The following is a 25,919-nucleotide window of genomic DNA, read 5'->3' on the forward strand; positions in this document are numbered from 1 at the left end:
ATACTCCAGTGTTCACAGAGAGAGGTTCTGTTCGGTTTTCGCGTCAAAGATGTGACACTTATTGAGATCAAATTTGAAATACACCTTGCGATGAAGGCCCTTCTCGATCATGGGTTTCGCTTCATCGGACGGCACGCGGGCGGTCAGCTCATAATCAGCAACCTTCAGATAAACAAAGAATTCATGTCCCATGTTTTCCACACGTACCATTTCACCCGTGCAGGAACCCTCGGCAAAGGGTTCATCGGAGAGAGAGACAAACTCCGGGCGCACGCCAAAGAAAACCTGTTGATTCTTATGGGTCTCAACTTTGCTTTGCAGCAGGTCGTTGAGCGGCAGTCGCTGATCGCCCAGCGTCAGATGCAGGCGACCGTCGTGCTCAACCAGCTGGCTGGGGCGAATATTCATCTCCGGCGCGCCGATGAACCCGGCGACAAACATATTTTTCGGCTGGTGGTAGAGATTGTCTGGCGTATCAACCTGCATAATGTGGCCGAGCTTCATCACGCAGATGCGGTCGCCCATGGTCATCGCTTCCGTCTGATCGTGGGTGACGTAGACGGTGGTCGCCGGTTTGCCGGATTTTTTCAACTGCTTATGCAGATCGGAAATGCGGATCCGCATCGAGGCGCGCAGTTTGGCGTCAAGGTTGGAGAGCGGTTCGTCGAACAGGAAAACGTCCGGTTTTTTGACGATCGCCCGACCCACCGCCACGCGCTGCGCCTGGCCGCCGGAGAGCTGGCGCGGCAGGCGATCGAGCAGTTCTTCCAGTTCGAGAATTTTCGCCGCTTCTTCCACCTGTCTGTCGATTTGCGCCTTCGGCAGCTTGCTCAGCTTCAGGCCGAAGGCGAGGTTTTCGCGCACCGTCATATGCGGATAGAGGGCGTAGTTCTGGAACACCATCGCGATGCCACGTGATTTTGGCGCCAGGTTGTTGACGATTTTGTCCCCAATCCGCACCTCGCCGCCGCTGATGGTTTCCAGACCCGCCAGCATGCGCAGGGTGGTCGATTTGGCGCAGCCGGAGGGGCCGACGATCACCATAAATTCGCCATCGGCAATCTTCAGGTCGATACCATGCACCGCTTTAAACCCGTTGGAGTAAACTTTTTCCAGTTTGTTGAAAATGACTTCAGCCATGATATTTCCCTCTTAACCTTTGATTCCGCTGCTGGTCACGCCCTGCACGAAGTAGCGTTGAGCCAGGAAGAAGACAATGATGGACGGCAGAATGGAGATACTCGCCATTGCCAGAATTTCGTTCCACGGCGCGCCTTCCGTGACGTCGATGGACATTTTTAGCGCCAGCGCGATGGGATACTTATCGACGCTGTAGACGTAGATCAGCGGGCCGATAAAGTCGTTCATCGACCACATGAACTGGAACAGCGCCACCGAGATAATGGCCGGCTTGAGGATCGGCACGACCACGTACCACAGCACCTGGATGGAGTTGCAGCCGTCGATCTGCGCCGCCTCTTCCATATCGCGTGGGACGCCGCGCAGAAACTGGATCAGCATGAAGACAAAGAATCCCTGGGTGGCGAAGGCCAGCGGCAGGTACAGCGGCAGATAGCTGTTCAGCATCCCCATTTCACGGAACATCAGGTACTGCGGGATCAGCAGGACGGTGCTCGGCAGCAGCATGGTGGTGATGAGCGTTGCGAACCAGAACTTCTTCCACGGGATTTCAAAGCGTGCAAAGCCGTACGCCACGATGGTGGAGGAGATGATCGTTAACACCACCTTCGGGATCACATACTTAAAGGTGTTAAGCATATAGTGGCCGAAATGGTATTCGGTGCCGGTTTTCCAGCCATTAATAAACCCGTCCCAGGTCGCGTGGGCAGGCCACAGTCCGAGGGTGGTGAAGATCTCATGGTTCGGCTTGAACGAGGCGGAGAACATCCACGCCAGCGGGTAGAGCATCAGCAGGCCGACGAATATCAACACGACGTAGCGTACCACCCGACTCACCTTTTCCCGACGCAGCGTACGAGCGACCTCACGATCGGCGTTGCTCATTACCGGTGCCATCTGTTGAATATCAGCCATTTTTGCCTCCCTTATCGGCGGAGTAGAAGACCCAGTATTTCGATGATTTAAAGGCTATCGATGCAAAGACCGCGACGACGAGGAACAGCACCCACGCCAGCGCGGCGCCATAGCCCATGTCGAAGTACTTAAAGGCGGTATCGTAGATATAGAGTGAGAACAGGTAGGTGTAATAGGTTGGGCCGCCGCCGGTTATCACGTACGGGCCGGTAAACTCCTGGAACGCCTGAGTGGTCTGCATAATAAAGTTGAAGAAAATGACCGGAGTGATCAGCGGCACGGTGACCTTCATGAACATCTGCCACTTTGAGGCGCCGTCGATCATCGCCGCCTCATACTGCGACTGCGGAACGTTCTGCAGCGCGGCGAGGAAGATGACCATCGCGGAACCAAACTGCCAGACGCGCAGCAGGGTGACCGACATCAGCGCCAGCGAAGGCTCCCCCAGCCAGTTGACGGCATCGATGCCAAAGACGGCGAGGAAGCTATTCAGCAGGCCGTCAATGGCGAACAGGGCGCGCCACAGTACCGCAATAGCCACTGAGCTGCCGAGAATCGACGGAATGTAGTAGGCGGTACGGAAAAAGCCGATGCCGCGCAGTTTGAAATTGAGCACAAAAGCAATGCCGAGGGCGAAAGCCAGTTTTAAGGGAATAGTTAAAAAAACGTAGGCAAAGGTCACGCCCATCGATTTCCAGAACAGGCTGTCCTCGGTCAACATATAGCGATAGTTTTCGATGCCGTTAAATACCGGCGGGCTCATCAAGTCGTACTCAGTAAAACTGAGAAAGAAAGATGAAACAAAGGGAAAAGCGGTAAAGACGATCAGCCCGATGATATAGGGTGATATCCATGCCAATCCCAGCAGCTTGTTTTCATTCATACATACCTACCTGGCTTACGAGTTGTAATACGGATTCGGTGACGCGGCGCTGTCGGCCTTTTCGCCTGACAACGCAAAAATGTCTGAACGCTTCCTCTGATTAACATGTCCTTGTTAATGAATGGGTTATTATTTAAGTGAGCCAGCAAGTGGCGTGCTGTCAGGCTCGCTTTTATGCTGCTCTATTTTTTATAAAACACCGTTTTAATTTCATTTTATTGCGATTTATTTCTGCGTCATGCAGATCAGGATGGAAATGTGATCAAAGTCGAAACGATGTTTCAAAAAGGTGAGGTGGTAAGCATTTTAGGGGGCTGCGGGAGCCTGAAAAGAATGAAGGTTCAGCGTTAACTGAGTGAAAAATATTATTACCAGGATAATGATTGTGACGGCATCTTTTTTAATGCCTGCAGTAACACGTAAACCGGGGGCGGTAAACGCCCCCATCATGGATCAGCGTGAGAGAAAATCTTCGCGGACCGGCGTGAAGGTATCGAGCAGCGTGCCGGGCTGCAGGCAGACGCAGCCGTGCATGATCCCTGGCTGCTTATACAACGTATCGCCGGCACTGACGACGCGCGTCTCCTCGCCGATGGTGAATTCAAACTCACCGGAGAGCACATAGGTGAGCTGTTCGTGGGGATGGTTATGCATCGGGCCGACGGCGCCGGCGGCAAAATTCACCTCCACGGCCATCATTTTTCCGTCGTGGGCCAGAATGCGGCGGGTTACGCCATTGCCGAGGTCTTCAAGGGTGGTGTCTTTATGGAAAATAAACATCGGGCGGTCCTGTTGTTAAAGTGAAACATTGTTTCATTTAACTTATCCCACTCTTCATGAAAAAGAAATACGCGGCCAGAGAAGTGGAAAGTTGATCACAAGTTTGCTTCACTGGCAGAAACGACATAAGGAGCAGAAGATGAAAACCATTGGCCTGTTAGGCGGCATGAGCTGGGAGTCCACGATCCCCTATTATCGGTTGATCAATGAGGGCGTTAAGGCGCGACTGGGCGGCCTGCACTCTGCCAGCCTGGTGCTGCACAGCGTCGATTTTCACGACATCGAAGCCTGCCAGTCCGCCGGCGACTGGGATCGCGCCGGGGAGATCCTTGCTGAAGCCGCGGTTGGGCTGCAGCAGGCGGGGGCCGAAGGCATTGTCCTGTGCACCAACACTATGCATAAAGTCGCGGATGCCATCGCCGCCCGCTGCCAGGTTCCCTTCCTGCATATTGCCGATGCCACCGGGCGGGCGATTGCCGCCAAAGGCCAGCGCCGGGTCGCGCTGCTGGGCACCCGCTATACCATGGAGCAGACCTTTTACCGCGGTCGTCTGCTGGAGCAGTTTGCCATCGAGACGTTGATCCCCGAGGCTGACGATCGGGCGCGGATCAATCAGATCATCTTCGACGAACTCTGTCTCGGCACTTTCAGCGAGGCGTCGCGGGATTATTATCTGCAGGTGATCGCCGCCCTGGCGGAGCAGGGGGCGGAAGGGGTTATTTTCGGCTGTACGGAAATTGGCCTGCTGGTGCCTGCCGAGCTCAGCCCGCTGCCGGTCTTTGACACTGCGGCGATCCACGCAGAAGACGCGGTAAACTTTATGCTCTCTGCAGGACCGACGCCAGCGGCGTGAGGATCTGCGGCAGACTCTCCTGCAGGTGTGCAACAAAGGCGTCGACCAGCGCCGATCGCGGGCGGTGGAGGGGGCGGATCAGGCTGACGGTAAACGGCACCTCGACGCTAAAGCGGCGCACCACCACGCCGCTATCGGCATAGTCCAGAGCGGTCAAGGGATTCACCACCGAGATCCCGGCGCCGGCGCGCACCATGGCGCAGATCGAGGCCGCGCTGTGGGTTTCGACCACCATCCGCCGTTTAACCTGATGCTCAAGGAACAGGGCGTCAAGCAGCTGGCGATAGCTGTCGGTGCGCGACAGGCTGATGTAGTTTTCGCCCTGAAAATCGGCGGGGGTCAGCGTCGTCTGCACCGCCAGCGGATGGCCGGCAGGCAGCACGCAGACTTCATTCAGCGTCAGCAGTGGGGTGCGTTCGGTGCCCGCCGGGGTATGCAGGGTCTCCGTCAGGCCGAGGTCATGGCGCTGGGCGGAGAGCCACTCCTCCAGCAGCGGCGACTCCTGGGGGACGATCTGCAGGCTGACCTCCGGGTAGCGAGCGAGAAACGGCGGCAACAGCAGCGGCAGAAAGGACTGGGAAAAGACCGGCAGGCAGGCGATCGACAGCTCGCCCTGGCGGAACTCGCGCAGGCTCTCGGCGGCGCTGACGATGCGGTCCAGGCCGTACCAGGAACGCTGAACCTCCTCAAACAAACGCAGGCCCTGCACCGTCGGCTGCAGGCGACCGCGGGTCCGTTCAAACAGCTTCAGGCCGAGCACTTTCTCAAAGCGCGCCAGCTCGCGGCTGACCGTGGGTTGCGAGGTGTGCAGCATCCGCGCCGCTTCGGTCAGATTGCCGGTGGTCATCACCGCGTGAAAGATTTCGATATGACGCAAATTAACGGCTGGCATGCGGTCTCCATGAGGCTCGGCTGTAACCATATCATTTTTGCATAGAGTCGCGATAAAACGATATTTTTTATTCGTCCGCCACTGTGGCGTAATCGAAAAAAAACAGCGACCAACACACGCACTGCACCGGAGTTCTTATGCCACACTCGCTTTACGCCACCGATACTGACCTGACCGCGGATAACCTGCTGCGCCTGCCCGCGGAATTTGGCTGTCCAGTCTGGGTCTATGATGCGCAGATTATTCGCCGCCAGATTGCCCAGCTCAGCCAGTTTGACGTGGTACGTTTTGCGCAAAAAGCCTGCTCTAACATTCATATTCTGCGTCTGATGCGTGAGCAGGGGGTGAAGGTGGACTCGGTGTCGCTGGGGGAGATCGAGCGGGCGCTGGCGGCGGGCTACGATCCGCAGCAGAATCCAGAGGACATCGTCTTTACCGCCGATCTGATCGACGACGCCACCCTCGATCGGGTGAAAGCGTTACAGATCCCGGTGAACGCCGGCTCGATCGACATGCTGAGCCAGCTGGGCGAGGTGTCGCCGGGCCATCGCGTCTGGCTGCGCGTCAACCCGGGCTTTGGTCACGGCCACAGCCAGAAAACCAATACCGGCGGGGAGAACAGCAAGCATGGTATCTGGTACAGCCACCTGCCGGCGGCGCTGGAAGTGATGCGTCGCTATCAGCTGCAGCTGGTCGGGATCCATATGCATATTGGCTCTGGCGTTGACTACGGTCACCTGGAGCAGGTGTGCGGCGCGATGGTGCGTCAGGTCGTCGACTTTGGCCAGGATCTGCAGGCCATCTCCGCCGGCGGCGGTCTGTCGATTCCTTACCGCGAAGGCGAAGAGGCCATCGACACCGCCCACTATTATGGCCTGTGGAACCGCGCCAGGGAGCAGATCGCGGCCCATCTGGGGCACCCGGTGCAACTGGAGATTGAACCCGGACGCTTCCTGGTGGCCGAGTCCGGCGTGCTGGTGTCGCAGGTGCGCAGCGTGAAAGAGATGGGCAGCCGTCACTTTGTGCTGATTGACGCCGGCTTTAACGACCTGATGCGCCCGGCAATGTACGGTAGCTATCACCATATCACCGCTCTGGCGGCGGATGGTCGCGATCTCAGCGCCGCGCCGCAGGTGGAAACCGTGGTGGCCGGGCCGCTGTGCGAATCCGGGGACGTCTTTACCCAGCAGGAAGGGGGCAAAGTCGAGACCCGCCTGCTGCCGGCGGTGGTGCCTGGGGACTATCTGGTGCTCCATGACACCGGCGCCTACGGGGCTTCGATGTCATCCAACTATAACAGCCGTCCGCTGCTGCCGGAGGTGCTGTTTGATGGCGGCAAGGCGCGGCTGATCCGCCGTCGCCAGACCATTCAGGAGCTGCTGGCCTTAGAGCTTATTTAAAAAAAGGTCCCGTCGTTACCGACTCGCGCAACACCAGCGTGCCGGTAAACGGCGGGATCGTTTCTATCGGCTGCTGGTTAGCAAGCTTGATCGCCTGATCGATAGCCGTGGTGATCATGTTGTCGATCGGCAGATAGACCGTCGACAGCCCCGGCTCCAGCCATTTCGCGCTTGGCGCATCGTCGAAGCCAAACAGCGACACATCCTGCGGAATACGCAGCCCCGCCTGATGCAGCGCCTTTGACGCCCCCAGCGCCATATCATCGTTACAGGAAAACAGCGCGCTGAAGCGGGCTTTCTCGTCCAGCAGTTCCCGGCACAGTTCGTAGCCGCGGGTCATCGTCGAGTCCCCGTACTTCACCCGGCTCGGATCCCACTCAATACCATGTTTTATCAGCGCGTTGCGGTAGCCCTGCAGGCGAGCCTGGCCGGTAGGGGTGTGCATCGGGACGGTCATGCAGGCAATATCGCGGTGGCCCTGGGTAATCAGATACTCCACGGCCTGAAAGGCGGCTTCCTGCTGCTCGAAGAACACGCAGCGTTCGCGGGCCTGCGCCACATCGCGGTTAATCACCACCAGCGGCATGGCGATCGAATTAATCAGCGACATGATTGCCTTTTCGCTCATGTGCCGGGTATAGAGGATGATCGCATCGCATTGCCGGTCGGCGAGCATCTGCACCGCTTCCTCTTCGCGCTCCGGCGTATCATGACCGTCAGTGACGATAAGCTGCTTTCCCCAGGCTTCCGTCTGGCGTGAAGCCTGCTGCAGCAGACGGCCAAAGTAGAAGCCGTCGAAGGTGGAGACGACCAGCCCGATACTATTGCTGGTCTGATTGGCCAGCGAGCGTGCGAGAAAATTCGGCCGGTAGCCCAGCTCTTCCATCGCTTTAAAGACCTGTTGGCGGGTGCTCTCTTTCACCTGACCTGTGCCGTTCAACACGCGGGAAACCGTCGCTTTCGAGACGCCTGCGCGAATTGAGACATCCAGCATTGTAGCCATTCATCGATTCCTGATTTCACGTGGTAAAGCGCAGTTTATCACAGACCGAAAAGGGACATATCGACGGGGCGGGGCGGAAAAACCATCGCGATCACGCTTTTGGCAGGAACTGACGAGCCGGCATAGTCTGGTATGCCAATGTCGATTCTATCGGATATTTGGGATACCACAGTGCGCGTTGCGAGCGCTGTCACAGAACTATTTTTGCCTGGCGACTATGTTTTGGTATGCCAAAAGTCTCTGGCTGTTCACCTGGCCGCAATAAGCCCTTTACTCTGAGGTACTCTTTTATGGCATTACAGGACAAACTGATCGACGCGCTGGGGCGTTTCGCGACGACATTCAACAGCTATCGCTACATTATGGCGATCAAATCGGCGTTTATTACTCTGATGCCGGTGATCATCGTCGGGGCCTTTTCGGTACTGATCTCCAATATGGTGCTGGATCCGAAGAATGGGCTCGCCAGCTTTTCCTCGCTCTCCTTTCTTGCGGCGCTGAAGCCGATCACCAGCGCGCTCAACTACGCCACGCTCAATTTCCTCAATATCGGCGCCGTGTTTCTGATCGGTATTGAGCTGGGGCGGATAAACGGCATCAAAAGCCTGTTTCCCGGCCTGCTGGCGGTGATCTGCTTTATCTGCGTCACGCCGACGACGGTGGAGATGATGGTCGATGGCCAGATGCACGTGGTGAAAGATGTCCTGCTGCGCCAGTTCTCCGATACCCGCAGCCTGTTCCTCGGGATGTTCATCGCCATTCTGTCAGTGGAGATTTACTGCTGGCTGGAGGGGCGCAAGGGACTGAAGATCAAAATGCCGGATACCGTGCCGCCGAACGTTTCCGCCTCTTTTTCGGCACTGATCCCGGCGATCATCACCACCACCGCGATCGCCACCCTGGGTTTTCTCTTTCACCAACTGACGGGAATGTATCTGTACGATGCGGTCTACCAGGTGGTGCAGCAGCCGCTGGAGCGGGTGGTGCAGAGCCTGCCGGGGATCCTGCTGCTGATGTTCGTCGCCCAGCTGTTCTGGGTGATCGGCATTCACGGCAACCAGATGATCAAGCCGATCCGCGAGCCGCTGCTGCTGGGGGCGATCACCGTCAATATGAGCGCTTTTGAGCAGGGAAAAGAGGTACCGAACATTATCACGATGCCCTTCTGGGACGTCTACATGAGCATCGGCGGCTCGGGGCTGACCATCGGCCTGCTGATTGCGGTGATGATCGCCACGAAGCGCAAAGAGATGAAAGAGATCGCCAAGCTGTCGATAGGTCCGGGGCTGTTCAATATTAACGAGCCGGTGATCTTCGGGATGCCGATCATGCTCAACCCGATCCTCGCTATCCCGTTTATCATCACCCCGCTGGTGACCGGCAGCATCGGCTATTTCGCCACCCTGACCGGCTTCGCCGGCAAGGCGGTAGTGATGGTGCCCTGGACCACGCCGCCGCTGATCAACGCCTGGCTCTCCACCGCCGGCTCGATGGGGGCGGTGGTGACCCAGTTTATCTGCATCGTGACCGCGGTGCTTATCTATCTGCCTTTCGTCAAAATCGCCTCCCGCCGTGCCGATGCCGCACAGCGTCAGGCCGACAATCAACAGACCGCCAACCCTGTCTGAGGAGCCTATGACTACCGTACGGATGACCATTCCCGATGATTTTATCCTTGGCGCGGCGGCTTCCGCCTGGCAGACCGAGGGCTGGAGCGGGAAAAAACCGGGGCAGGACTCCTGGCCCGATCTCTGGTACAAAAACGACCGCCACGTCTGGCATAACGGCTATGGCCCGGCGGTGGCCACCGATTTTATCAACCGCTTTCAGGAAGATGTGCAGTTGATGAAGCTGGCCGGGCTGACCCACTACCGCACCTCAATCAACTGGTCGCGCTTTCTGACCGACTATGAAAACGTCACGGTGGATGAGGAGTATGCGGCCTATTACGACCAGCTGTTCGATGCGCTGCTGGCCAACGGCATCACGCCGATGATCTGCCTTGAGCATTATGAATTGCCCGGCTATCTGCTGGAAAAGTATGGCGGCTGGGGGTCGAAAACGGTGGTCGAGCTGTTTGTGCGCTACGCGGAGCAGGTCTTTGCCCGCTACCACCCGAAGGTGACCCGCTGGTTTACCTTTAATGAGCCAATTGTGGTACAGACCCGGGTCTATCTGGATGCCCTGCGCTGGCCCTATGAGCAGAACACCAGCACCTGGATGCAGTGGAACTATCATAAGGTGCTGGCGACCGCCAGCGTCGTGAAGCGGTTTCGCGAGCTCGGCTATCCCGGGACCGTCGGCTGCATCCTCAATCCGGAGGTGACCTACCCACGCTCACGCGCCCCCCATGACCTGCGCGCGGCGGAGATCTACGATCTGTTCTACAACCGCATGTTCCTCGACCCGCTGGTGCACGGGGTCTGGCCGCCGGAGCTTCTTGCACTGCTCGAACAGCATCAGGTGACGTGGGACGCCAGCGAGGAGGATCTGGCGATTATTCGCGAGCACACCGTCGATGAGCTGGGGATTAATCTTTACTACCCGCACCGGGTCAAAGCCCCGTCGCGGGCCTGGCATCCGCATACCCCGTTTCATCCGGCCTGGTATTATGAGCCGTTTGAGCTGCCCGGCCGGCGAATGAACGCCTCCCGCGGCTGGGAAATCTACCCGCAAATCATCTTTGATATGGCGATGCGGATAAAAAATGACTATCGCAACATCCCCTGGTTCGTGGCGGAGAGCGGGATGGGGGTGGAAAACGAAGACCAGTTCCGTAACCGCGAAGGCACCATCGATGACAGTTACCGCATCCGTTTTATCAGCGAACATCTGTGGCACACCCTGCGCGCCCGCGAGGCAGGGGCCAACTGCCAGGGCTATATGCTGTGGGCGTTTACCGACAACGTATCGCCGATGAACGCCTTTAAAAACCGCTACGGGCTTATCGAAATCGACCTGCAAAACCATCGCGCCCGGCGACCCAAAGCCTCGGCGCACTGGTTTCGTCAGCTGGGCGAACGGCGTGAAATGGTGCTGGATATCGATGATGAATACCGCTAGCCGGGGGGCAATTTTTGCTAAGATAGCGGCGTATTTGACTCGCAGGCATGTAACGCACAGGTGATTTTGTGGAAAAAGCGATAATTCCGCCGGAAAAGAAGCCCTATCAGGAGATTGGTGATGACTTACGCGCCCAGATCGCGCAGGGGCGCTACCCGGTCGGGTCGCGTTTGCCGCCGGAACGCCATATTGCCGAAACCTACGGCGTCAGCCGGACCATCGTGCGCGAAGCGCTGCTGATGCTGGAGCTGCAGGGGACGGTGGATATTCGTCAGGGATCCGGGGTGTACGTCATGCGTATTCCCCATGAAAACGACAGCGAAGAGGAGCAACTGCTCAGCAGCGACGTCGGTCCGTTTGAAATTCTGCAGGCGCGCCAGCTGCTGGAGAGCAATATCGCCGCCTTTGCCGCGAAAATGGCCACCCGCGCCGATATCGACAATCTGAAGCGGATTGTCGAGCAGGAGCAGCGGGCTATCGCCCTCAACGACACCGCGCAGGATAACGCTCGTCTGTTCCATCTGGTGCTGGCCGGGGCGACGCAGAACCAGATGCTGCTGGCGACGGTGGAGCGGATCTGGCTGCAGATGGACAGCAGCCCACTGTGGCAGCAGTTCAATGTGCATATTGCCAGCCGCGCCTGGCGGCTGAAGTGGCTCGGTGACCGACAGACGCTGCTCGCCGCGCTGCGGCGTCGCGATGTGATGGGCGCCTGGCAGGCGATGTGGCAGCATCTGGAAAACGTCAAAAACAGTCTGCTGGAGCTGTCCGATGAAGACGCCCCCGACTTTGACGGCTATCTGTTCGACTCGGTGCCGATTTTTCAGGGGAAGCTGGTATGACGATCCTGCCGCTGTACGCTGCGCCGCAGTACGCCCCGCAGGTAACCGACTGGCTGTGGCACGCCTTTGGCGGCGAGACGCTGCCGCGGGAGTTTTTCGCCAGCATTGTGCAGCATAGCCAGACGGCGGAGGCGCTGCCATTGACCTTTATTGCCGTGGAAGGCGAGCAGTTGCTCGGCACGATTGGCCTCTGGCGCTGCGACTTGATCAGCCGCCAGGATCTGTTTCCCTGGCTGGCGGCGCTGTACGTCGCGCCCGCCGCCCGCGGTCAGGGGCTGGCCGGAAAACTGCAGCGGCATGTGATCGATTATGCCCGCCGCGCGGGCTTTCGGGAGCTCTATCTCTACTCCGCCTGCCGGGATTTCTATGAACGCTTCGGCTGGCGCTACCTCGGCGAGGGGCTGGATTACCCGGCCACTGCCGTGCATCTCTATCGCTACGATTTATCGCCTTCCAGCGGGGCCACCACCGAGTGACGGCGCACCAGCGTCGGGCTGAACAGGTGGGTGATCTCCGGGGCCGGGCGGTACTCCGCCAGGGCTAAGGCCAGCTCGGCCGCCTGGGTCGCCATGGTGACGATCGGGTAGCGGACAGTGGTCAGCCGCGGACGGACATAGCGCGAAATCAGGACATCGTCGAAGCCAATCAGCGAAATTTCCCGCGGGACGTCGATGCCGTTGTCGTTGAGTACGCCCATCGCGCCGGCGGCCATCGAGTCGTTATAGCAGGCGACGGCGCTAAAGTGGCGGCCGCGGCCAAGCAGTTCGGTCATTGCCAGTTCGCCGCCGCTTTCATCCGGTTCAGCAAAGGCGACCAGCCGGTCATTGCACGGCAGGCCGCTCTCTTCCAGCGCCGCGTAGTACCCCTGCAGTCGATCTTCCGCATCGGAGATATGGTGGTTTGAGCACAGATAGCCGATACGCGTGTGCCCCTGCTGGATCAAATGACGGGTCGCCAGCCAGGCGCCATAGCGGTCGTCCAGCGCCACGCAGCGGGTTTCATACCCGGGCAGGATGCGGTTGATCAGCACCATGCCGGGGATCTGCTTCATTAACCCCGCCAGTTCCTCATCGGGGATCATTTTGGCGTGTACCACCAGCGCCGCGCAGCGGTGGCGGATCAACTGCTCTATCGCCTGGCGTTCCTTCTGCACGTTGTGGTAGCCATTGCCAATCAGCAAAAAGTTGCCGGTGCGGTAAGCCACCTGTTCGACGGCTTTGACCATCGCGCCGAAGAAGGGGTCGGAGACATCACCCACCACCAGGCCGACGGTTTCCGTTGACTGCTGGGCCAGGGCCCGGGCGTTCGCGTTGGGATGATAGTTCAGGGTTTCCATCGCCGCGCCCACGGACTGACGCGAGGCTTCGCTGGCTTTGGGAGAGTTATTGATGACGCGGGAGACGGTAGCGACGGAGACTCCTGCGAGTCGGGCTACATCCTTAATTGTCGCCATACCATGCCTTTTATAGGGTAAGCGTTTACATACTGCTATGTTACGGGAAAGAGCGGCAGATTCAAGGCGCGGCGGCGAAGGAATGGCGCAAATGTGATTCAGGCCGGGCTTATGGGTAACCTGGTTACATTGACGTCATCGCTAATTGAAACCGACGCAGGGAAATACAAACCTTTGCTTACACTTTGCGATGCGCTGTTGCGAATGTTCGCTGGTTTGTTCGCGGACCCGGTTGATATTCTGGCTATCCCAGAGGTATTGATAGGTGGAGTCAACGTCACGTTGACCACTTTACTTACACCAGCCTGCGCAGATGCGCAGGTTTTTTTTTGCCCGCTATCGGCGTTGTTACAGATAGCGAAAATCGTAATACCTCGTTGCACTTAGGCTCACTCCCTTGCGTTTTCCCGCTGGCCCGTTACGGCCAAAAAACGTGACAATCGAGATCCCAGAGGTATTGATAGGTGAGTTTCTTAGGTACGCTCTTCGTACTGAACGTCTTACACCGACCTGCGCGGATGCGCAGGTTTTTTTTATTCCGAAAATCTCCCCGCTGCACTGCTTTCCCATGCCTTCTCGTGTAACCTGCTTTGACTCATCACCGGTCACATGGAGTTGTTATGCTTTTGGGATTTTTCAGACTGCTGTTCAAGGGGTTATACCGGGTCAGACTGACCGGCGACACGCAGGCTTTATACCAGCAAAAGGTCTTAATTACCCCGAACCACGTCTCTTTCCTCGACGGCATTCTGCTGGCGCTGTTTTTGCCGGTCCGACCGGTTTTTGCGGTCTATACCTCAATCAGCCAGCGCTGGTTTATGCGCGCGCTGACGCCGATTATCGATTTTGTACCGCTGGACCCGACCAAACCGATGTCGATCAAACATCTGGTGCGGCTGATTGAGCAGGGGCGGCCGGTGGTTATCTTCCCGGAAGGGCGAATTTCGGTTAGCGGCTCGCTGATGAAAATTTATGACGGCGCCGCCTTTGTCGCCGCCAAATCGCAGGCGACCATCGTGCCGCTACGCATTGACGGCGCCGAACTGACGCCCTTCAGCCGGCTGAAGGGGCTGGTGAAGCGTCGCCTGTTCCCGCGTATTCAGCTGCATCTGCTGCCGCCCACCCATCTGCCGATGCCCGAGGCGCCGCGCGCCCGCGACCGGCGGAAAATCGCCGGGGAAATGCTGCATCAAATCATGATGGAAGCCCGGATGGCAGTGCGTCCGCGGGAAACCCTGTATGAATCGCTGCTGGCGGCACAGGACCGCTTCGGCGCGCGCAAACCCTGCGTGGAGGATATCAACTTCCAGCCGGATACCTATCGCAAGCTGCTGACCAAAACCCTGTTTGTCGCCCGCATTCTGGAAAAATACAGCCAGCGGGGCGAAAAGATTGGCCTGATGCTGCCTAACGCCGGCATCAGCGCGGCGGTGATTTTCGGCGCTATCGCCCGCGGGCGTATTCCGGCGATGATGAACTATACCGCCGGGGTGAAAGGGCTCAGCAGCGCGATAGCCGCCGCGGAAATCAACACTATTTTTACCTCACGCACCTTCCTCGATAAAGGCAAACTCTGGCATCTGCCGGAGCAACTGACCCAGGTGCGCTGGGTATTCCTCGAAGATCTTAAAGGTGATATCACCCTCGCTGACAAACTATGGATTTTCGGACATCTGCTGGCGCCGCGTCTGGCGCAGGTTAAGCAGCAGCCGGAAGACGCGGCGATGATCCTCTTCACCTCCGGCTCGGAGGGCAATCCGAAAGGGGTGGTGCACAGCCATAAGAGCCTGCTGGCCAACGTCGAGCAGATCAAAACTATCGCCGACTTTACCGCCAACGACCGCTTTATGTCGGCGCTGCCGCTGTTCCACTCCTTTGGCCTCACCGTCGGCCTGTTGACGCCGCTGTTTACCGGGGCAGAAGTGTTTCTCTATCCCAGCCCGCTGCACTATCGCGTGGTGCCGGAGCTGGTCTACGATCGCAACTGCACGGTGCTGTTCGGTACCTCGACCTTCCTCGCCAACTATGCCCGCTTCGCTAATCCGTATGATTTCTATCGCCTGCGCTATGTGGTCGCCGGGGCGGAGAAGCGGCAGGAGAGCACCAAACAGCTGTGGCAGGATAAATTCGGCCTGCGCATTCTCGAAGGCTATGGCGTGACCGAGTGCGCGCCGGTGGTATCGATTAACGTACCGATGGCGGCGAAGGTCGGCACCGTGGGCCGTATCCTGCCGGGGATGGACGCCCGCCTGCTGGCGATGCCAGGCATTGAGCAAGGGGGGCGGCTGCAGCTAAAAGGGCCGAACATCATGAAAGGCTACCTGCGGGTGGAAAACCCCGGGGTGCTGGAAGCGCCAGCGGCGGAAAACCAGCACGGCGAGAAGGAAGCGGGCTGGTATGACACCGGCGATATCGTCACCTTCGACGAGCAGGGCTATGTTCGCATCCAGGGCCGCGCGAAGCGCTTTGCCAAAATCGCCGGCGAGATGATCTCCCTCGAGATGGTGGAGCAGGTGGCCCTCGGCGCGTCGCCGGACAAAATGCACGCCACGGCGATTAAGCAGGACGCCAGCAAAGGCGAGGCGCTGGTGCTGTTTACCACCGATAATGAACTGACTCGCGAAGCCCTGCTGCGCTACGCTCGCCAGCACGGAGTACCGGAGCTGGCGGTACCGCGAGATATACGCTGGCTGAAGCAACTGCCGGTGCTGGGCAGCGGCAAGCCAGACTATGTCACCCTGAAAAACATGGTCGACGAGGCGGAAACAACCCATGAGTGAGTCAGTACATACTAACCCTTCGCTGTACTCGAAAGGGATGCTGGCGGTGATCTGCGCCCAGTTCCTGTCGGCCTTCGGCGACAATGCGCTTCTCTTCGCCACCCTGGCGCTGATGAAGCAGCTCTATTATCCGGAGTGGAGCCAGCCGGTCCTGCAGATGTTGTTTGTGGGCGCTTACATTCTTTTTGCTCCTTTTGTCGGCCAGTTTGCCGATAGCTTTGCCAAAGGCCGGGTGATGATGGTGGCCAACGGTCTGAAGCTGCTCGGCGCCGGCTGCATCTGCTTCGGTGTCAATCCGTTTATCGGCTATACGCTGGTGGGGATTGGCGCCGCCGCCTATTCGCCGGCCAAGTATGGCATTCTCGGCGAACTGACTACCGGCGATAAGTTAGTGAAGGCTAACGGACTGATGGAGTCCTCGACCATCGCGGCGATCCTGCTGGGCTCCATGGCCGGCGGGATCCTCGCCGACTGGCACGTGCTGGCGGCGCTGATCGTCTGCGCGCTGGTCTACGGCGGGGCGGTAGTGGCTAACCTGTGGATACCCAAGCTGCCGGCGGCGCGCCCGGGGCAGTCGTGGCGTTTTAAGCCAATGACGCACAGCTTCTTCAGCGCCTGCCGCACGCTGTGGCGCAACGGCGAAACCCGCTTTTCGCTGATGGGGACCAGCCTGTTCTGGGGCGCTGGCGTGACCCTGCGCTTCCTGCTGGTGATCTGGGTGCCGGTGGCGCTGGGCATTACCAGCAACGCCATGCCTACCTATCTTAATGCGATGGTGGCGGTGGGGATTGTGTTGGGGGCCGGGGCGGCGGCGAAGCTGGTGACCCTGGAGACGGTATCGCGCTGTATGCCGGCGGGAATATTGATCGGTATCGCGGTGATGGCCTTTGCGGTGCAGCAGTCGCTGCTGCCGGCGTTCGGTCTGCTGTTACTGCTCGGGGTGTTCGGCGGGTTCTTTATCGTACCGTTGAACGCGCTGCTGCAGGAGCGTGGGAAACATTCGGTCGGGGCAGGTAACGCCATTGCGGTACAGAACCTGGGCGAAAACGTGGCGATGCTGCTGATGCTGGGGCTCTATTCCCTGGCGGTGAGCGTGGGCGTTCCGCCGGTCGCCGTTGGGATAGGGTTTGGCGCGGTCTTTGCCGTGGCCATCGCCGCGCTGTGGGTCTGGGGGCGGCGTAAATAACCTCCCGGCTTGCGCTGCGCTTAACCGGGCGACGGGTTCATCAATGTCTGCTCTTCGGTAGCCCGGGTGGTGGCGTATACGCCGCTACCCGGGGCTTTGCTTTCTTACGGTGCCGGGTAGGTATAAACCTGATGCACCGCCTCAATCTCCGCTAATACCTCTTCACTCAGTTCAAGCTGCAAACTTTCCACGTTGGCCTGCAGCTGCGCCATGGTCGTCGCCCCCAGCAGGGTGCTGGCGACAAATGGCTGCCGACGCACAAAGGCCAGCGCCATTTGCGCCGGATCGAGGCCGTGGCGTTTGGCGATATCCACATAGGCCGCTACCGCTTTCTGCGACTGCTCGCTGCTGTAGCGCGTAAAGCGGCTGAACAGCGTGTTACGCGCCCCTGCCGGCTTCGCGCCGTTGAGATACTTCCCGGTCAGTGTGCCGAAAGCCAGGCAGGAGTAGGCCAGCAGCTCCACGCCTTCGAACTGACTCACTTCCGCGAGGCCGACTTCAAAGCTGCGGTTCAGCAGGCTGTAAGGATTCTGAATCGTCACGATCCGCGGCAGGTCGTGCTTATCCGCCAGGTGCAGATAACGCATCACGCCGAAGGCGGTTTCGTTCGACACGCCGATGTAGCGGATCTTCCCGGCGCGCTGGAACTCGGTCAGCGCTTCGAGGGTATCCAGCAGGGTCACGGCGGGCGCGGCATCAGCCCAGGTATAACCCAGCTTGCCAAAGCAGTTGGTTGGGCGCTGCGGCCAGTGTACCTGGTACAGGTCGAGGTAATCGGTCTGCAGCCGCTTCAGGCTGGCGTGCAGCGCCTCGCGGATATTTTTGCGGTCCAGGACGTGATTGGGCCGAATGCTGCTGTCGTTATTGCGCGCGGGCCCGCTAACTTTGGAGGCCAGCACCAGCTTTTCGCGATTGCCGCGTTTCGCCAGCCAGTTGCCGACGTAGGTTTCAGTCAGCCCCTGAGTTTCCGGGCGCGGCGGGACGGGGTACATTTCGGCGACATCGATCAGATTGATGCCGTTGGCGACCGCATAGTCGAGCTGCTGATGGGCATCAGCTTCGCTGTTCTGCTCGCCAAAGGTCATGGTCCCCAGCCCGAGGGTGCTGATTTCAAGTGAACTGTGTGGGATACGGTGATACTGCATAGCCAGCTTCCTTTTTATTTATAAGGTCAGGCATTCCCCGACAAAGGAGTATCAACATGGCAGAGGGTGAGAAAAAGAGGAAGTAAAAAATCAAAAAAGCCGGGTGACGAGGAGGGGCGGTGGGTGGAACCCGCGGCGTCCTGGTGTGTCCCGACTCTTCTCAAAAGACTGGTTGTCGGTAAGCGCAGCGTCAACAGAGGCTGGGGCCGACGGGGAAAGATTAACGCTTAATGATTTGCGAAACGTCGTCACGATTGATCTGCATTTTATTACCCTGCTGATCTTCGTAACTGATTAAACCGGTATCGTCATCCACGGTAGGTTTACCGTCGGTCAGGATCATTCGCCCATCTTTGGTCGCCATGACGTAATCGCTGCTGCAACCGGAAACCGAGAACGCCAGTCCTACGGCGGAAATCAATACTGCCCATTTTTTCATCGTCATCACCTCTTGAGTAGCTGCACCCCATACCCGTCTATTAATAGCCTGATTTGTGAGACATAAAAAGCAGTAAAGTCTGAAAAAGGGTTGCAGCCTGTGACCAGGCTGCAATTTTGTGGTTTACAGCGGGTTTTTCTTATTACGCAGCAGGTTAAGGCTCTCCACCGCAATAGAGAAGAACATGGCGAAATAGATGTATCCCTTCGGCACATGAACGTCGAAACTTTCCAGCATCAGGGTAAAGCCGACGAGGATCAGAAACGACAGCGCCAGCATTTTCACCGAAGGATGGCGGTCAACAAAATCGCCGATAGGTCGCGCGGCGAACATCATCACCCCCACCGCAATCACCACCGCCGCCATCATGATGAACAGATGATCCGACAGGCCGACGGCGGTGATCACTGAATCGAGGCTAAAGATGATATCCAGCAGCATGATCTGCACGATAGCGCCGAGAAAGGAGTGGACGTTGGTCTTCAGCCCCTCTTCTTCACCTTCGATAGACTCATGGATCTCTTTACTGGCTTTCCAGATAAGGAATAGCCCACCGAGCAGCAAGATCAGGTCGCGAAACGAAATCTCCTGACCGAGGACGGTGAAGAGCGGGTTGGTCAGTTTCACTACCCAGGCGATAGAGGCCAGCAGCGCCAGGCGCATGACCATCGCGCCCATCAAACCGATCCGTCGCGCGTGGGCGCGCTGGGCGGTGGGGAGCTTGGCCACGACCAGAGAGAGAAAAATAATATTATCGATCCCGAGCACGATCTCCAGCAGCGTCAACGTGCCCAGCGCCAGCCAGGCGTTAGGATCGGTTATCCATGCAAATAACATTGTTCAAAGTCCTGCAAAATAGAAAGCAGCAATTATATGCAAGCCCTAACGCAGAACAAAAAATTAATCGTGTTGTAACAAGAAATGGCGGGCGAGCAGGGCGGCGGTAAAATTCTTTTTCAGGTAAAAGCCGCGCGGCAGCGTCAGGATCGTCTCCCCGTGCGCGCCGATGGCCTCGGTCAGCGCCTTGCTGTTGGCGGCTTTCGGTCTTAACTGCAGCACCTCGCCGTGGCGGGCGGTAATGCGCTCAACTTCGCCCAGAACAATGAGATCCATCAGCTCCTCCCAGTCCATGCGCAGCTGGCGCTCCTCGTCTTCGTCCGGACTCCAGAGCAGTGGTGCGCCGACGCGCCGCGTCGCCAGCGGAATGGTGCGCTCACCCTCCACCGGGATCCACAGGACGCGCTGCAGCTTATGCCGCACATGGCTGCTCTCCCAGGTGACGCCGCTATTGCCGGTTAACGGGGCGACACAGACGAAGGTGGTCTCCAGCGGACGCCCCCGGCTGTCGATGGGGATCGTTTTGAGCTCGACCCCCAGCGCGGCGAAATCCTGCTCGGGTTTACTGCCTGCGCTGGCGCCCAGCCACAGCTCCAGCAGAATGCCCGTCCAGCCTTTATCGCGTTTCAGATCGCGCGGAATGGGGATCCCGGCCAGCGCCGCCAGCTCGCCCAGCGAATAGCCAGCCAGCTGACGGGCCTGGGCCAGCAACTGTTCCTGACTTTGCGGCGGCGAGGAGAGAGGGGCGATAGTGGGCATAGGGCGCTACCTTTGGCTAAAAAATGAGCGCTATTTTTGCGCGTTGTGGATAGAGTTTACCGTTTTCTGAGTAACTATACCAATGTCATGATTTATATGAGTTTTTAAACTTATTGCGCCGCGGGTGAAAACCGTGAAAACAGGTTTTCCAGAACTGGTCACTGACAATAAACAGGATCTTACACCATGTTATCCACAGAAAATTGGGATAACTGGGGAAAAGCCTCACTACTGGTTCGATTTACAGCCTTGACGTGCGACGAAAATCGAAATTTTAGAGAAAACCTGCCCGCGGTCTGCGCGTAATCTGTGGATAAAATCGACATTGCTCGATCTTTCATCAGTCAGCGGATCGCATATGTGATGATCGTCACGTTACGTTGTAATAAATGAAAGGAATATATTCTAACTTGATGAATATGCTATCATTATTTTAAGGTGTTAGCGGTGCGATGTTCAGATTACTCCGGGTTTTCCCGGGGTAATTCCGTACTTCTTCACAACTCTATCCACAGAAAAAGTGAATAAAATAGGGCCTAAGCCGCATTCGTTGTTTATAACTCTGGCCATTACTGTGAGTTATTCAAATGTTATCCGTTCTCAGTGTGCGAACAGAGTGGTTTACCGTTTCCGGCGAGTGTGAAACAATCATTCACATTGAAGCTTATCTTGAGGTAGTCCGGTGATTGATGACGATGGCTACCGCCCAAATGTCGGTATTGTAATCTGTAATCGTCAGGGCCAGGTCATGTGGGCCCGGCGCTATGGTCAGCACTCGTGGCAGTTCCCGCAAGGGGGCATAAATCCAGGAGAATCCGCAGAGCAGGCGATGTATCGGGAATTGTTTGAAGAGGTCGGGTTAAGCCGTAAAGATGTGCGGATCCTTGCCTCAACCCGTAACTGGCTGCGTTACAAGTTGCCTAAACGTTTGGTGCGTTGGGACACAAAGCCGGTTTGTATCGGCCAGAAACAAAAGTGGTTTCTTTTGCAGTTGATCGGCAACGATGCGGACATCAATATGCAAACCAGCAGTACACCAGAATTTGATGGTTGGCGCTGGGTGAGTTACTGGTACCCGGTCCGCCAGGTGGTGTCGTTCAAGCGCGACGTCTACCGCCGGGTGATGAAAGAGTTCGCCAGCGTGACCATGTCGCTGGCGGAGAGTGCACCTAAGCCGCAAAGCGCGCCTGCTTATCGACGTAAAAGAGGTTAAGCCACGCACATTATGCTCACTCGGTTGCGAGAAATAGTCGAGAAGGTCGCGAGTGCGCCGCGTTTAAACGAGGCGCTGGATATTCTGGTGACGGATGTCTGCCAGGCGATGGAGACGGAAGTCTGCTCGGTTTACCTGGCTGACAATGACCGACGCTGCTATTACCTGATGGCCACCCGCGGGTTAAAAAAACCTCGCGGGCGCACCGTTGCGCTGGCGTTCGATGAAGGCCTGGTGGGTCTGGTTGGCCGCCTGGCGGAGCCCATCAACCTCGCCGATGCGCAAAAACACCCCAGCTTCAAATATATCCCTGCCGTCAAAGAGGACCGCTTCCGCGCCTTCCTTGGCGTGCCGATCATTCAGCGCCGCCAGCTGTTGGGCGTGCTGGTGGTCCAGCAGCGCGAGCTGCGTCAGTTTGATGAAAGCGAAGAGTCTTTCCTCGTCACCCTCGCCACCCAGATGGCGGCGATCCTCTCCCAGTCCCAGCTGAACGCCCTGTTCGGCCAGTATCGTCAGACGCGCATTCGCGCCCTCCCGGCCTCTTCCGGGGTGGCGATCGCCGAGGGCTGGATGGACGTCAGCCTGCCGCTGATGGAGCAGGTGTATGAAGCCTCGACGCTGGACACCGCCTCGGAACGCGAACGCCTGACCGGCGCGCTGGAAGAGGCGGCTAACGAATTTCGTCGCTACAGCAAACGCTATGCTGCCGGCGCGCAAAAAGAGACGGCGGCAATCTTCGATCTCTACTCGCACCTCCTCTCCGACGCCCGCCTGCGTCGCGAGCTGTTTGCCGAAGTCGACAAAGGCGCGGTGGCCGAGTGGGCGGTCAAAAAGATCATTGAGAAGTTCGCCGAACAGTTTGCCGCGCTCAGCGACGGTTATCTGAAAGAGCGGGCCGGCGATCTGCGTACCCTGGGTCAGCGTCTGCTGTTCCATCTCGACGACAGCATTCAGGGGCCCAACACCTGGCCGGCGCGCATTATCCTCGTGGCGGACGAGCTGTCGGCCACCACCCTCGCCGAAGTGCCGCAGGATCGTCTGGTCGGTGTGGTGGTGCGCGATGGCGCCGCCAACTCCCATGCCGCCATTATGGTACGCGCCCTCGGGATCCCGACGGTGATGGGCGCCGATATCCAGCCCTCTCTGCTGCATGGCCATACGCTGATTGTCGATGGCTATCGCGGTGAGCTGCTGGTGGATCCCGAACCTGTCCTGTTGCAGGAATATCAGCGCCTTATTAGCGAAGAGAACGAGCTCAGCCGCCTGGCGGAGGACGATCTCCAGCGCGCGTCGGAGCTGAAAAGCGGCGAGCGGGTGAAAGTCATGCTCAACGCCGGCTTAAGCCCGGAGCACGAAGAGAAGCTCGGCAGCTTTGTTGACGGCATTGGCCTCTACCGTACCGAAATTCCCTTTATGCTGCAGAGCGGCTTCCCCTCTGAAGAGGAGCAGGTCGCCCAGTATCAGGGCATGCTGCAGATGTTTAACAGCAAACCGGTGACCCTGCGTACCCTGGACATCGGCGCGGATAAACAGCTGCCGTATATGCCGATCAGCGAAGAGAACCCGTGCCTCGGCTGGCGCGGGATCCGCATCACCCTCGATCAGCCGGAGATCTTTTTGATCCAGGTGCGGGCGATGCTGCGCGCCAACGCCGCCACCGGCAACCTCAGCATTTTGCTGCCGATGGTGACCAGTCTGGAGGAGGTGGATGAGGCCCGTCGGCTGATCGACCGCGCCAGCCGGGAAGTGGAAGAGATGATCGGCTACGCCATCCCACGTCCGCGCCTGGGGGTGATGCTGGAGGTCCCGTCGATGGTCTTTATGCTGCCGCAGCTGGCCAGTCGGATCGATTTTATCTCGGTAGGGACGAACGACCTGACCCAGTACCTGCTGGCCGTCGACCGCAACAATACCCGGGTCGCCAGCATGTATGACAGCCTGCATCCAGCGGTATTGCGGGCGCTGGCGATGATCGCCCATGACGCGGAGCGCTTTGGCATCGATCTGCGACTGTGCGGCGAGATGGCGGGCGACCCGATGTGCGTGACGATCCTTATCGGCCTCGGTTATCGCCATCTGTCGATGAACGGCCGCTCGGTGGCGAGGGTGAAATATCTGCTGCGCCGCATTGATATCGAAGAGGCGCAGGAGCTGTCGCGTCGCAGCCTTGATGCCCAGATGACCGCTGAGGTGCGCCATCAGGTGGCGGCCTTTATGGAGCGTCGCGGTCTCGGCGGCCTGATCCGCGGCGGGCGGTAGCGGTAGCCCGGGTGAGGCGTAAGCCGTAACCCGGGGATCCTCTGCTCGCACCATCCGGCAAAATAGGGTACCGCCGGGAAAACGGCATTCTGTTAGCATCCGTATACATATCTTTTACACGTTCGGCGCGGATCGCACTCCAGGCTTATGCTATGATTCGCCTCCTTCGGCGTGCCCGTTTTTATCGGGCATAGATCATCACCGCTGTCCACTTTCGGCGGAATAACAAGTCTTTATGGTGACAGATGAATAGTGGCTACCTGCATTTTCCGGAGTTCGATCCGGTCATTTTTTCTCTAGGCCCGGTCTCCCTCCACTGGTACGGTTTGATGTACCTGGTGGGCTTTGTCTTTGCGATGTGGCTGGCCACCCGTCGGGCGAATCGTCCGGGCAGCGGCTGGACGAAAAATGAAGTGGAAAACCTGCTCTACGCGGGCTTCCTCGGCGTCTTCCTGGGCGGCCGTATCGGCTACGTGCTGTTTTACAACCTGCCGGTATTTCTTGCCGATCCGCTGTATCTGTTCCGCGTCTGGGACGGCGGCATGTCGTTCCACGGCGGCCTGATCGGCGTGATCCTGGTGATGATTATCTTCGCCAGACGCACCAAACGCACCTTCTTCCAGGTCTCCGATTTTATCGCGCCGCTGATCCCGTTTGGCCTTGGCGCCGGGCGTCTGGGTAACTTCATCAACGGTGAGCTGTGGGGCCGCGTGGACCCGAGCTTCCACTACACGATGATTTTCCCGGGCTCCCGTGCCGAAGACCTGGCGCTGCTGCCGACGCATCCGGAATGGCAATCGCTGTTCGATACCTACGGCGCGCTGCCGCGTCACGCGTCGCAGCTGTACGAGCTGGCGCTGGAAGGCGTGGTGCTGTTCCTGATCCTGAACCTGTTTATCCGTAAACCGCGCCCGACCGGCTCCGTTTCCGGTCTGTTCCTGATTGGCTACGGCCTGTTCCGCATCATCGTGGAATTCTTCCGCCAGCCCGACGCCCAGTTCACCGGCGGCTGGGTGCAGTACATCAGCATGGGGCAGATTCTTTCGATCCCGATGGTGCTTGCGGGTATCATCATGATGGTTTGGGCTTACCGCCATCGTCCGCAGCAACAGAATTCTTGAGGAACCATGAAACAGTATCTTGATTTGATGCAGAAAGTGCTCACCGAGGGCACGCCAAAAAATGACCGCACCGGCACTGGCACGATCTCTATTTTCGGCCATCAGATGCGTTTTAACCTGCAGGAAGGCTTCCCGCTGGTGACCACCAAGCGCTGTCATTTACGCTCCATCATCCATGAACTGCTGTGGTTCCTGCAGGGCGACACCAACATCGCCTATCTGCACGACAACAACGTCACCATCTGGGACGAGTGGGCAGATGAAAATGGCGACCTGGGGCCGGTCTACGGCAAACAGTGGCGTTCCTGGCCTGCGCCGGACGGTCGTCATATCGACCAGATCACCACGGTGATGAACCAACTGAAAAACGACCCGGACTCCCGCCGGATCATCGTCTCGGCGTGGAACGTCGGCGAGCTGGATAAAATGGCGCTGGCGCCGTGCCACGCCTTCTTCCAGTTCTACGTCGCTGACGGCAAGCTCTCCTGCCAGCTGTATCAGCGCTCCTGCGACGTATTCCTCGGCCTGCCGTTCAATATCGCCAGCTACGCGCTGCTGGTGCATATGGTGGCGCAGCAGTGCGATCTGCAGGTCGGTGATTTCGTCTGGACCGGCGGCGACACCCATCTGTACAGCAACCATCTTGAGCAGACCAACATGCAGTTGAGCCGCGAACCGCGTCCGCTGCCGAAGCTGGTCATCAAACGCAAACCGGCGTCGATTTTCGACTACCGTTTTGAAGACTTCGAGATTGAAGGTTACGATCCGCACCCGGGCATTAAAGCGCCGGTGGCGATTTAACCCCCCCTGCAGAGATGATCAACCGGCGCCCGATGGCGCCGGTTTTTTTATGCCTTTTGCACCATCAGAATGGAGGCTATCTCCATAGCCACAGGGATAAGGTCGCTTCAGCCTGCCCACTGCCCCCCCGGCGGTTGCGGTGGGCGAAGTTGGGT

Annotated in this window: 24 protein-coding genes; 12 read left to right on the forward strand and 12 right to left on the reverse strand. The window is 58.2% G+C overall.

Going from position 1 to position 25,919, the window contains the following annotated elements; translation table 11 throughout:
- Window positions 1-12: 12 nt before the first annotated feature.
- The 4 genes from DTA24_RS04815 to DTA24_RS04830 form a co-directional block, all read right to left on the reverse strand.
- Window positions 13-1,140: an ABC transporter ATP-binding protein gene (locus DTA24_RS04815; RefSeq protein ID WP_022064919.1), complete on the reverse strand. Its 1,128-nt coding sequence runs from the start codon at window positions 1,138-1,140 to the stop codon at window positions 13-15.
- 12 nt (window positions 1,141-1,152) lie between these two features.
- Entirely contained in the window at window positions 1,153-2,055 is a 903-nt protein-coding gene (locus tag DTA24_RS04820; RefSeq protein WP_008806346.1) for a carbohydrate ABC transporter permease, read from the reverse strand.
- Window positions 2,048-2,938 (reverse strand): carbohydrate ABC transporter permease, encoded by an 891-nt coding sequence (locus DTA24_RS04825; protein ID WP_004205419.1) that lies wholly within the window; start codon window positions 2,936-2,938, stop codon window positions 2,048-2,050. The genes DTA24_RS04820 and DTA24_RS04825 overlap by 8 nt, the downstream gene beginning before the upstream one ends.
- 453 nt (window positions 2,939-3,391) lie before the next feature.
- Complete coding sequence (locus DTA24_RS04830) at window positions 3,392-3,718, reverse strand: cupin domain-containing protein (RefSeq protein ID WP_012540645.1); 327 nt, start codon at window positions 3,716-3,718, stop codon at window positions 3,392-3,394.
- 139 nt (window positions 3,719-3,857) lie between these two features.
- On the opposite strand from DTA24_RS04830, the gene DTA24_RS04835 reads away from it, so the two are divergent.
- Window positions 3,858-4,571, forward strand: a complete 714-nt coding sequence (locus tag DTA24_RS04835) for an aspartate/glutamate racemase (RefSeq protein WP_008806343.1) — start codon at window positions 3,858-3,860, stop codon at window positions 4,569-4,571.
- Here DTA24_RS04835 and DTA24_RS04840 read toward each other — a convergent pair.
- Window positions 4,537-5,463, reverse strand: coding sequence for a LysR family transcriptional regulator (locus tag DTA24_RS04840; RefSeq protein ID WP_008806342.1), 927 nt, complete (start codon window positions 5,461-5,463; stop codon window positions 4,537-4,539). The two genes, DTA24_RS04835 and DTA24_RS04840, sit on opposite strands and share 35 nt — an antisense overlap.
- 137 nt (window positions 5,464-5,600) lie before the next feature.
- Between DTA24_RS04840 and lysA the strand changes: the two genes are divergently transcribed.
- Complete coding sequence (gene lysA, locus DTA24_RS04845) at window positions 5,601-6,863, forward strand: diaminopimelate decarboxylase (RefSeq protein WP_123836582.1); 1,263 nt, start codon at window positions 5,601-5,603, stop codon at window positions 6,861-6,863.
- Here lysA and DTA24_RS04850 read toward each other — a convergent pair.
- Window positions 6,856-7,857 carry a LacI family DNA-binding transcriptional regulator gene (locus DTA24_RS04850; RefSeq protein WP_162493303.1) on the reverse strand — a complete coding sequence of 334 codons (1,002 nt, stop codon included), beginning with the start codon at window positions 7,855-7,857 and terminating at the stop codon, window positions 6,856-6,858. The genes lysA and DTA24_RS04850 overlap by 8 nt on opposite strands.
- A gap of 299 nt (window positions 7,858-8,156) precedes the next feature.
- Here DTA24_RS04850 and DTA24_RS04855 point away from each other — a divergent pair, with 299 nt between their 5' ends.
- From DTA24_RS04855 to DTA24_RS04870, 4 genes are all read left to right on the forward strand, one after another.
- Window positions 8,157-9,494 carry a PTS sugar transporter subunit IIC gene (locus DTA24_RS04855; protein WP_110211051.1) on the forward strand — a complete coding sequence of 446 codons (1,338 nt, stop codon included), beginning with the start codon at window positions 8,157-8,159 and terminating at the stop codon, window positions 9,492-9,494.
- 7 nt (window positions 9,495-9,501) lie between these two features.
- Window positions 9,502-10,929, forward strand: coding sequence for a glycoside hydrolase family 1 protein (locus DTA24_RS04860; RefSeq protein ID WP_110195128.1), 1,428 nt, complete (start codon window positions 9,502-9,504; stop codon window positions 10,927-10,929).
- Window positions 10,930-10,997: 68 nt separating this feature from the next.
- Window positions 10,998-11,771, forward strand: a complete 774-nt coding sequence (locus tag DTA24_RS04865) for a GntR family transcriptional regulator (RefSeq protein WP_008806337.1) — start codon at window positions 10,998-11,000, stop codon at window positions 11,769-11,771.
- Complete coding sequence (locus tag DTA24_RS04870) at window positions 11,768-12,247, forward strand: GNAT family N-acetyltransferase (RefSeq protein ID WP_012967280.1); 480 nt, start codon at window positions 11,768-11,770, stop codon at window positions 12,245-12,247. Before DTA24_RS04865 ends, DTA24_RS04870 begins: the two co-directional genes overlap by 4 nt.
- Here the strand turns inward: DTA24_RS04870 and galR are convergent.
- Complete coding sequence (gene galR, locus DTA24_RS04875; protein ID WP_008806335.1) at window positions 12,208-13,224, reverse strand: HTH-type transcriptional regulator GalR; 1,017 nt, start codon at window positions 13,222-13,224, stop codon at window positions 12,208-12,210. The genes DTA24_RS04870 and galR overlap by 40 nt on opposite strands.
- 620 nt (window positions 13,225-13,844) lie before the next feature.
- Between galR and aas the strand changes: the two genes are divergently transcribed.
- Both aas and lplT read left to right on the forward strand, forming a co-directional pair.
- The gene (gene aas, locus DTA24_RS04885) at window positions 13,845-16,004 is read left to right on the forward strand and encodes a bifunctional acyl-ACP--phospholipid O-acyltransferase/long-chain-fatty-acid--ACP ligase (protein WP_123836583.1); all 2,160 of its coding nucleotides are present in this window, start codon (window positions 13,845-13,847) and stop codon (window positions 16,002-16,004) included.
- The gene (lplT, locus tag DTA24_RS04890; RefSeq protein WP_012967281.1) at window positions 15,997-17,190 is read left to right on the forward strand and encodes a lysophospholipid transporter LplT; all 1,194 of its coding nucleotides are present in this window, start codon (window positions 15,997-15,999) and stop codon (window positions 17,188-17,190) included. Before aas ends, lplT begins: the two co-directional genes overlap by 8 nt.
- Window positions 17,191-17,294: 104 nt before the next feature.
- Here lplT and DTA24_RS04895 read toward each other — a convergent pair whose 3' ends face one another.
- The 5 genes from DTA24_RS04895 to DTA24_RS28990 all read right to left on the reverse strand — a co-directional run bounded on the left by DTA24_RS04895 (window position 17,295) and on the right by DTA24_RS28990 (window position 20,599).
- Complete coding sequence (locus tag DTA24_RS04895) at window positions 17,295-18,335, reverse strand: NADP(H)-dependent aldo-keto reductase (RefSeq protein WP_008806332.1); 1,041 nt, start codon at window positions 18,333-18,335, stop codon at window positions 17,295-17,297.
- 220 nt (window positions 18,336-18,555) lie between these two features.
- Entirely contained in the window at window positions 18,556-18,774 is a 219-nt protein-coding gene (locus tag DTA24_RS04900) for a YgdI/YgdR family lipoprotein (RefSeq protein ID WP_002915974.1), read from the reverse strand.
- Between the two features lie 123 nt (window positions 18,775-18,897).
- A complete protein-coding gene (locus DTA24_RS04905) occupies window positions 18,898-19,611 on the reverse strand; it encodes a TerC family protein (RefSeq protein WP_004205441.1) in 714 nt (237 codons plus the stop codon).
- A gap of 63 nt (window positions 19,612-19,674) precedes the next feature.
- Window positions 19,675-20,370 carry a DNA mismatch repair endonuclease MutH gene (gene mutH, locus DTA24_RS04910; protein WP_012967282.1) on the reverse strand — a complete coding sequence of 232 codons (696 nt, stop codon included), beginning with the start codon at window positions 20,368-20,370 and terminating at the stop codon, window positions 19,675-19,677.
- An 85-nt stretch (window positions 20,371-20,455) separates the two neighbouring features.
- Entirely contained in the window at window positions 20,456-20,599 is a 144-nt protein-coding gene (locus DTA24_RS28990) for a hypothetical protein (RefSeq protein WP_012540652.1), read from the reverse strand.
- A 453-nt stretch (window positions 20,600-21,052) separates the two neighbouring features.
- On the opposite strand from DTA24_RS28990, the gene rppH reads away from it, so the two are divergent.
- The 4 genes from rppH to thyA all read left to right on the forward strand — a co-directional run bounded on the left by rppH (window position 21,053) and on the right by thyA (window position 25,764).
- Entirely contained in the window at window positions 21,053-21,583 is a 531-nt protein-coding gene (rppH, locus tag DTA24_RS04920) for an RNA pyrophosphohydrolase (RefSeq protein ID WP_004205443.1), read from the forward strand.
- Between the two features lie 12 nt (window positions 21,584-21,595).
- Window positions 21,596-23,842, forward strand: coding sequence for a phosphoenolpyruvate--protein phosphotransferase (ptsP, locus tag DTA24_RS04925; protein WP_008806330.1), 2,247 nt, complete (start codon window positions 21,596-21,598; stop codon window positions 23,840-23,842).
- A gap of 245 nt (window positions 23,843-24,087) precedes the next feature.
- Window positions 24,088-24,963: a prolipoprotein diacylglyceryl transferase gene (lgt, locus tag DTA24_RS04930; RefSeq protein ID WP_002915934.1), complete on the forward strand. Its 876-nt coding sequence runs from the start codon at window positions 24,088-24,090 to the stop codon at window positions 24,961-24,963.
- A 6-nt stretch (window positions 24,964-24,969) separates the two neighbouring features.
- A complete protein-coding gene (gene thyA, locus DTA24_RS04935; RefSeq protein WP_123836584.1) occupies window positions 24,970-25,764 on the forward strand; it encodes a thymidylate synthase in 795 nt (264 codons plus the stop codon).
- The last annotated feature ends 155 nt before the right edge of the window (window positions 25,765-25,919 follow it).

Origin of the sequence: Klebsiella sp. P1CD1, from assembly GCF_003790505.1 — a bacterium.
Taxonomy (GTDB): domain Bacteria; phylum Pseudomonadota; class Gammaproteobacteria; order Enterobacterales; family Enterobacteriaceae; genus Klebsiella; species Klebsiella variicola.

Excerpts from the sequence above, each read along its gene's own strand:
- DTA24_RS04840 (WP_008806342.1), bottom strand. The coding sequence starts at position 5,463 with ATGCCAGCCGTTAATTTGCGTCATATCGAAATCTTTCACGCGGTGATG.
- lysA (WP_123836582.1), top strand. The coding sequence starts at position 5,601 with ATGCCACACTCGCTTTACGCCACCGATACTGACCTGACCGCGGATAAC.
- mutH (WP_012967282.1), bottom strand. The coding sequence starts at position 20,370 with ATGCCCACTATCGCCCCTCTCTCCTCGCCGCCGCAAAGTCAGGAACAG.
- DTA24_RS04860 (WP_110195128.1), top strand. The coding sequence starts at position 9,502 with ATGACTACCGTACGGATGACCATTCCCGATGATTTTATCCTTGGCGCG.
- DTA24_RS04835 (WP_008806343.1), top strand. The coding sequence starts at position 3,858 with ATGAAAACCATTGGCCTGTTAGGCGGCATGAGCTGGGAGTCCACGATC.
- DTA24_RS04815 (WP_022064919.1), bottom strand. The coding sequence starts at position 1,140 with ATGGCTGAAGTCATTTTCAACAAACTGGAAAAAGTTTACTCCAACGGG.
- aas (WP_123836583.1), top strand. The coding sequence starts at position 13,845 with ATGCTTTTGGGATTTTTCAGACTGCTGTTCAAGGGGTTATACCGGGTC.
- DTA24_RS04870 (WP_012967280.1), top strand. The coding sequence starts at position 11,768 with ATGACGATCCTGCCGCTGTACGCTGCGCCGCAGTACGCCCCGCAGGTA.
- DTA24_RS04825 (WP_004205419.1), bottom strand. The coding sequence starts at position 2,938 with ATGAATGAAAACAAGCTGCTGGGATTGGCATGGATATCACCCTATATC.
- DTA24_RS04855 (WP_110211051.1), top strand. The coding sequence starts at position 8,157 with ATGGCATTACAGGACAAACTGATCGACGCGCTGGGGCGTTTCGCGACG.
- lplT (WP_012967281.1), top strand. The coding sequence starts at position 15,997 with ATGAGTGAGTCAGTACATACTAACCCTTCGCTGTACTCGAAAGGGATG.
- DTA24_RS04830 (WP_012540645.1), bottom strand. The coding sequence starts at position 3,718 with ATGTTTATTTTCCATAAAGACACCACCCTTGAAGACCTCGGCAATGGC.
- galR (WP_008806335.1), bottom strand. The coding sequence starts at position 13,224 with ATGGCGACAATTAAGGATGTAGCCCGACTCGCAGGAGTCTCCGTCGCT.
- lgt (WP_002915934.1), top strand. The coding sequence starts at position 24,088 with ATGAATAGTGGCTACCTGCATTTTCCGGAGTTCGATCCGGTCATTTTT.
- DTA24_RS04905 (WP_004205441.1), bottom strand. The coding sequence starts at position 19,611 with ATGTTATTTGCATGGATAACCGATCCTAACGCCTGGCTGGCGCTGGGC.
- DTA24_RS04900 (WP_002915974.1), bottom strand. The coding sequence starts at position 18,774 with ATGAAAAAATGGGCAGTATTGATTTCCGCCGTAGGACTGGCGTTCTCG.
- thyA (WP_123836584.1), top strand. The coding sequence starts at position 24,970 with ATGAAACAGTATCTTGATTTGATGCAGAAAGTGCTCACCGAGGGCACG.
- ptsP (WP_008806330.1), top strand. The coding sequence starts at position 21,596 with ATGCTCACTCGGTTGCGAGAAATAGTCGAGAAGGTCGCGAGTGCGCCG.
- DTA24_RS04895 (WP_008806332.1), bottom strand. The coding sequence starts at position 18,335 with ATGCAGTATCACCGTATCCCACACAGTTCACTTGAAATCAGCACCCTC.
- DTA24_RS04820 (WP_008806346.1), bottom strand. The coding sequence starts at position 2,055 with ATGGCTGATATTCAACAGATGGCACCGGTAATGAGCAACGCCGATCGT.
- DTA24_RS04850 (WP_162493303.1), bottom strand. The coding sequence starts at position 7,857 with ATGCTGGATGTCTCAATTCGCGCAGGCGTCTCGAAAGCGACGGTTTCC.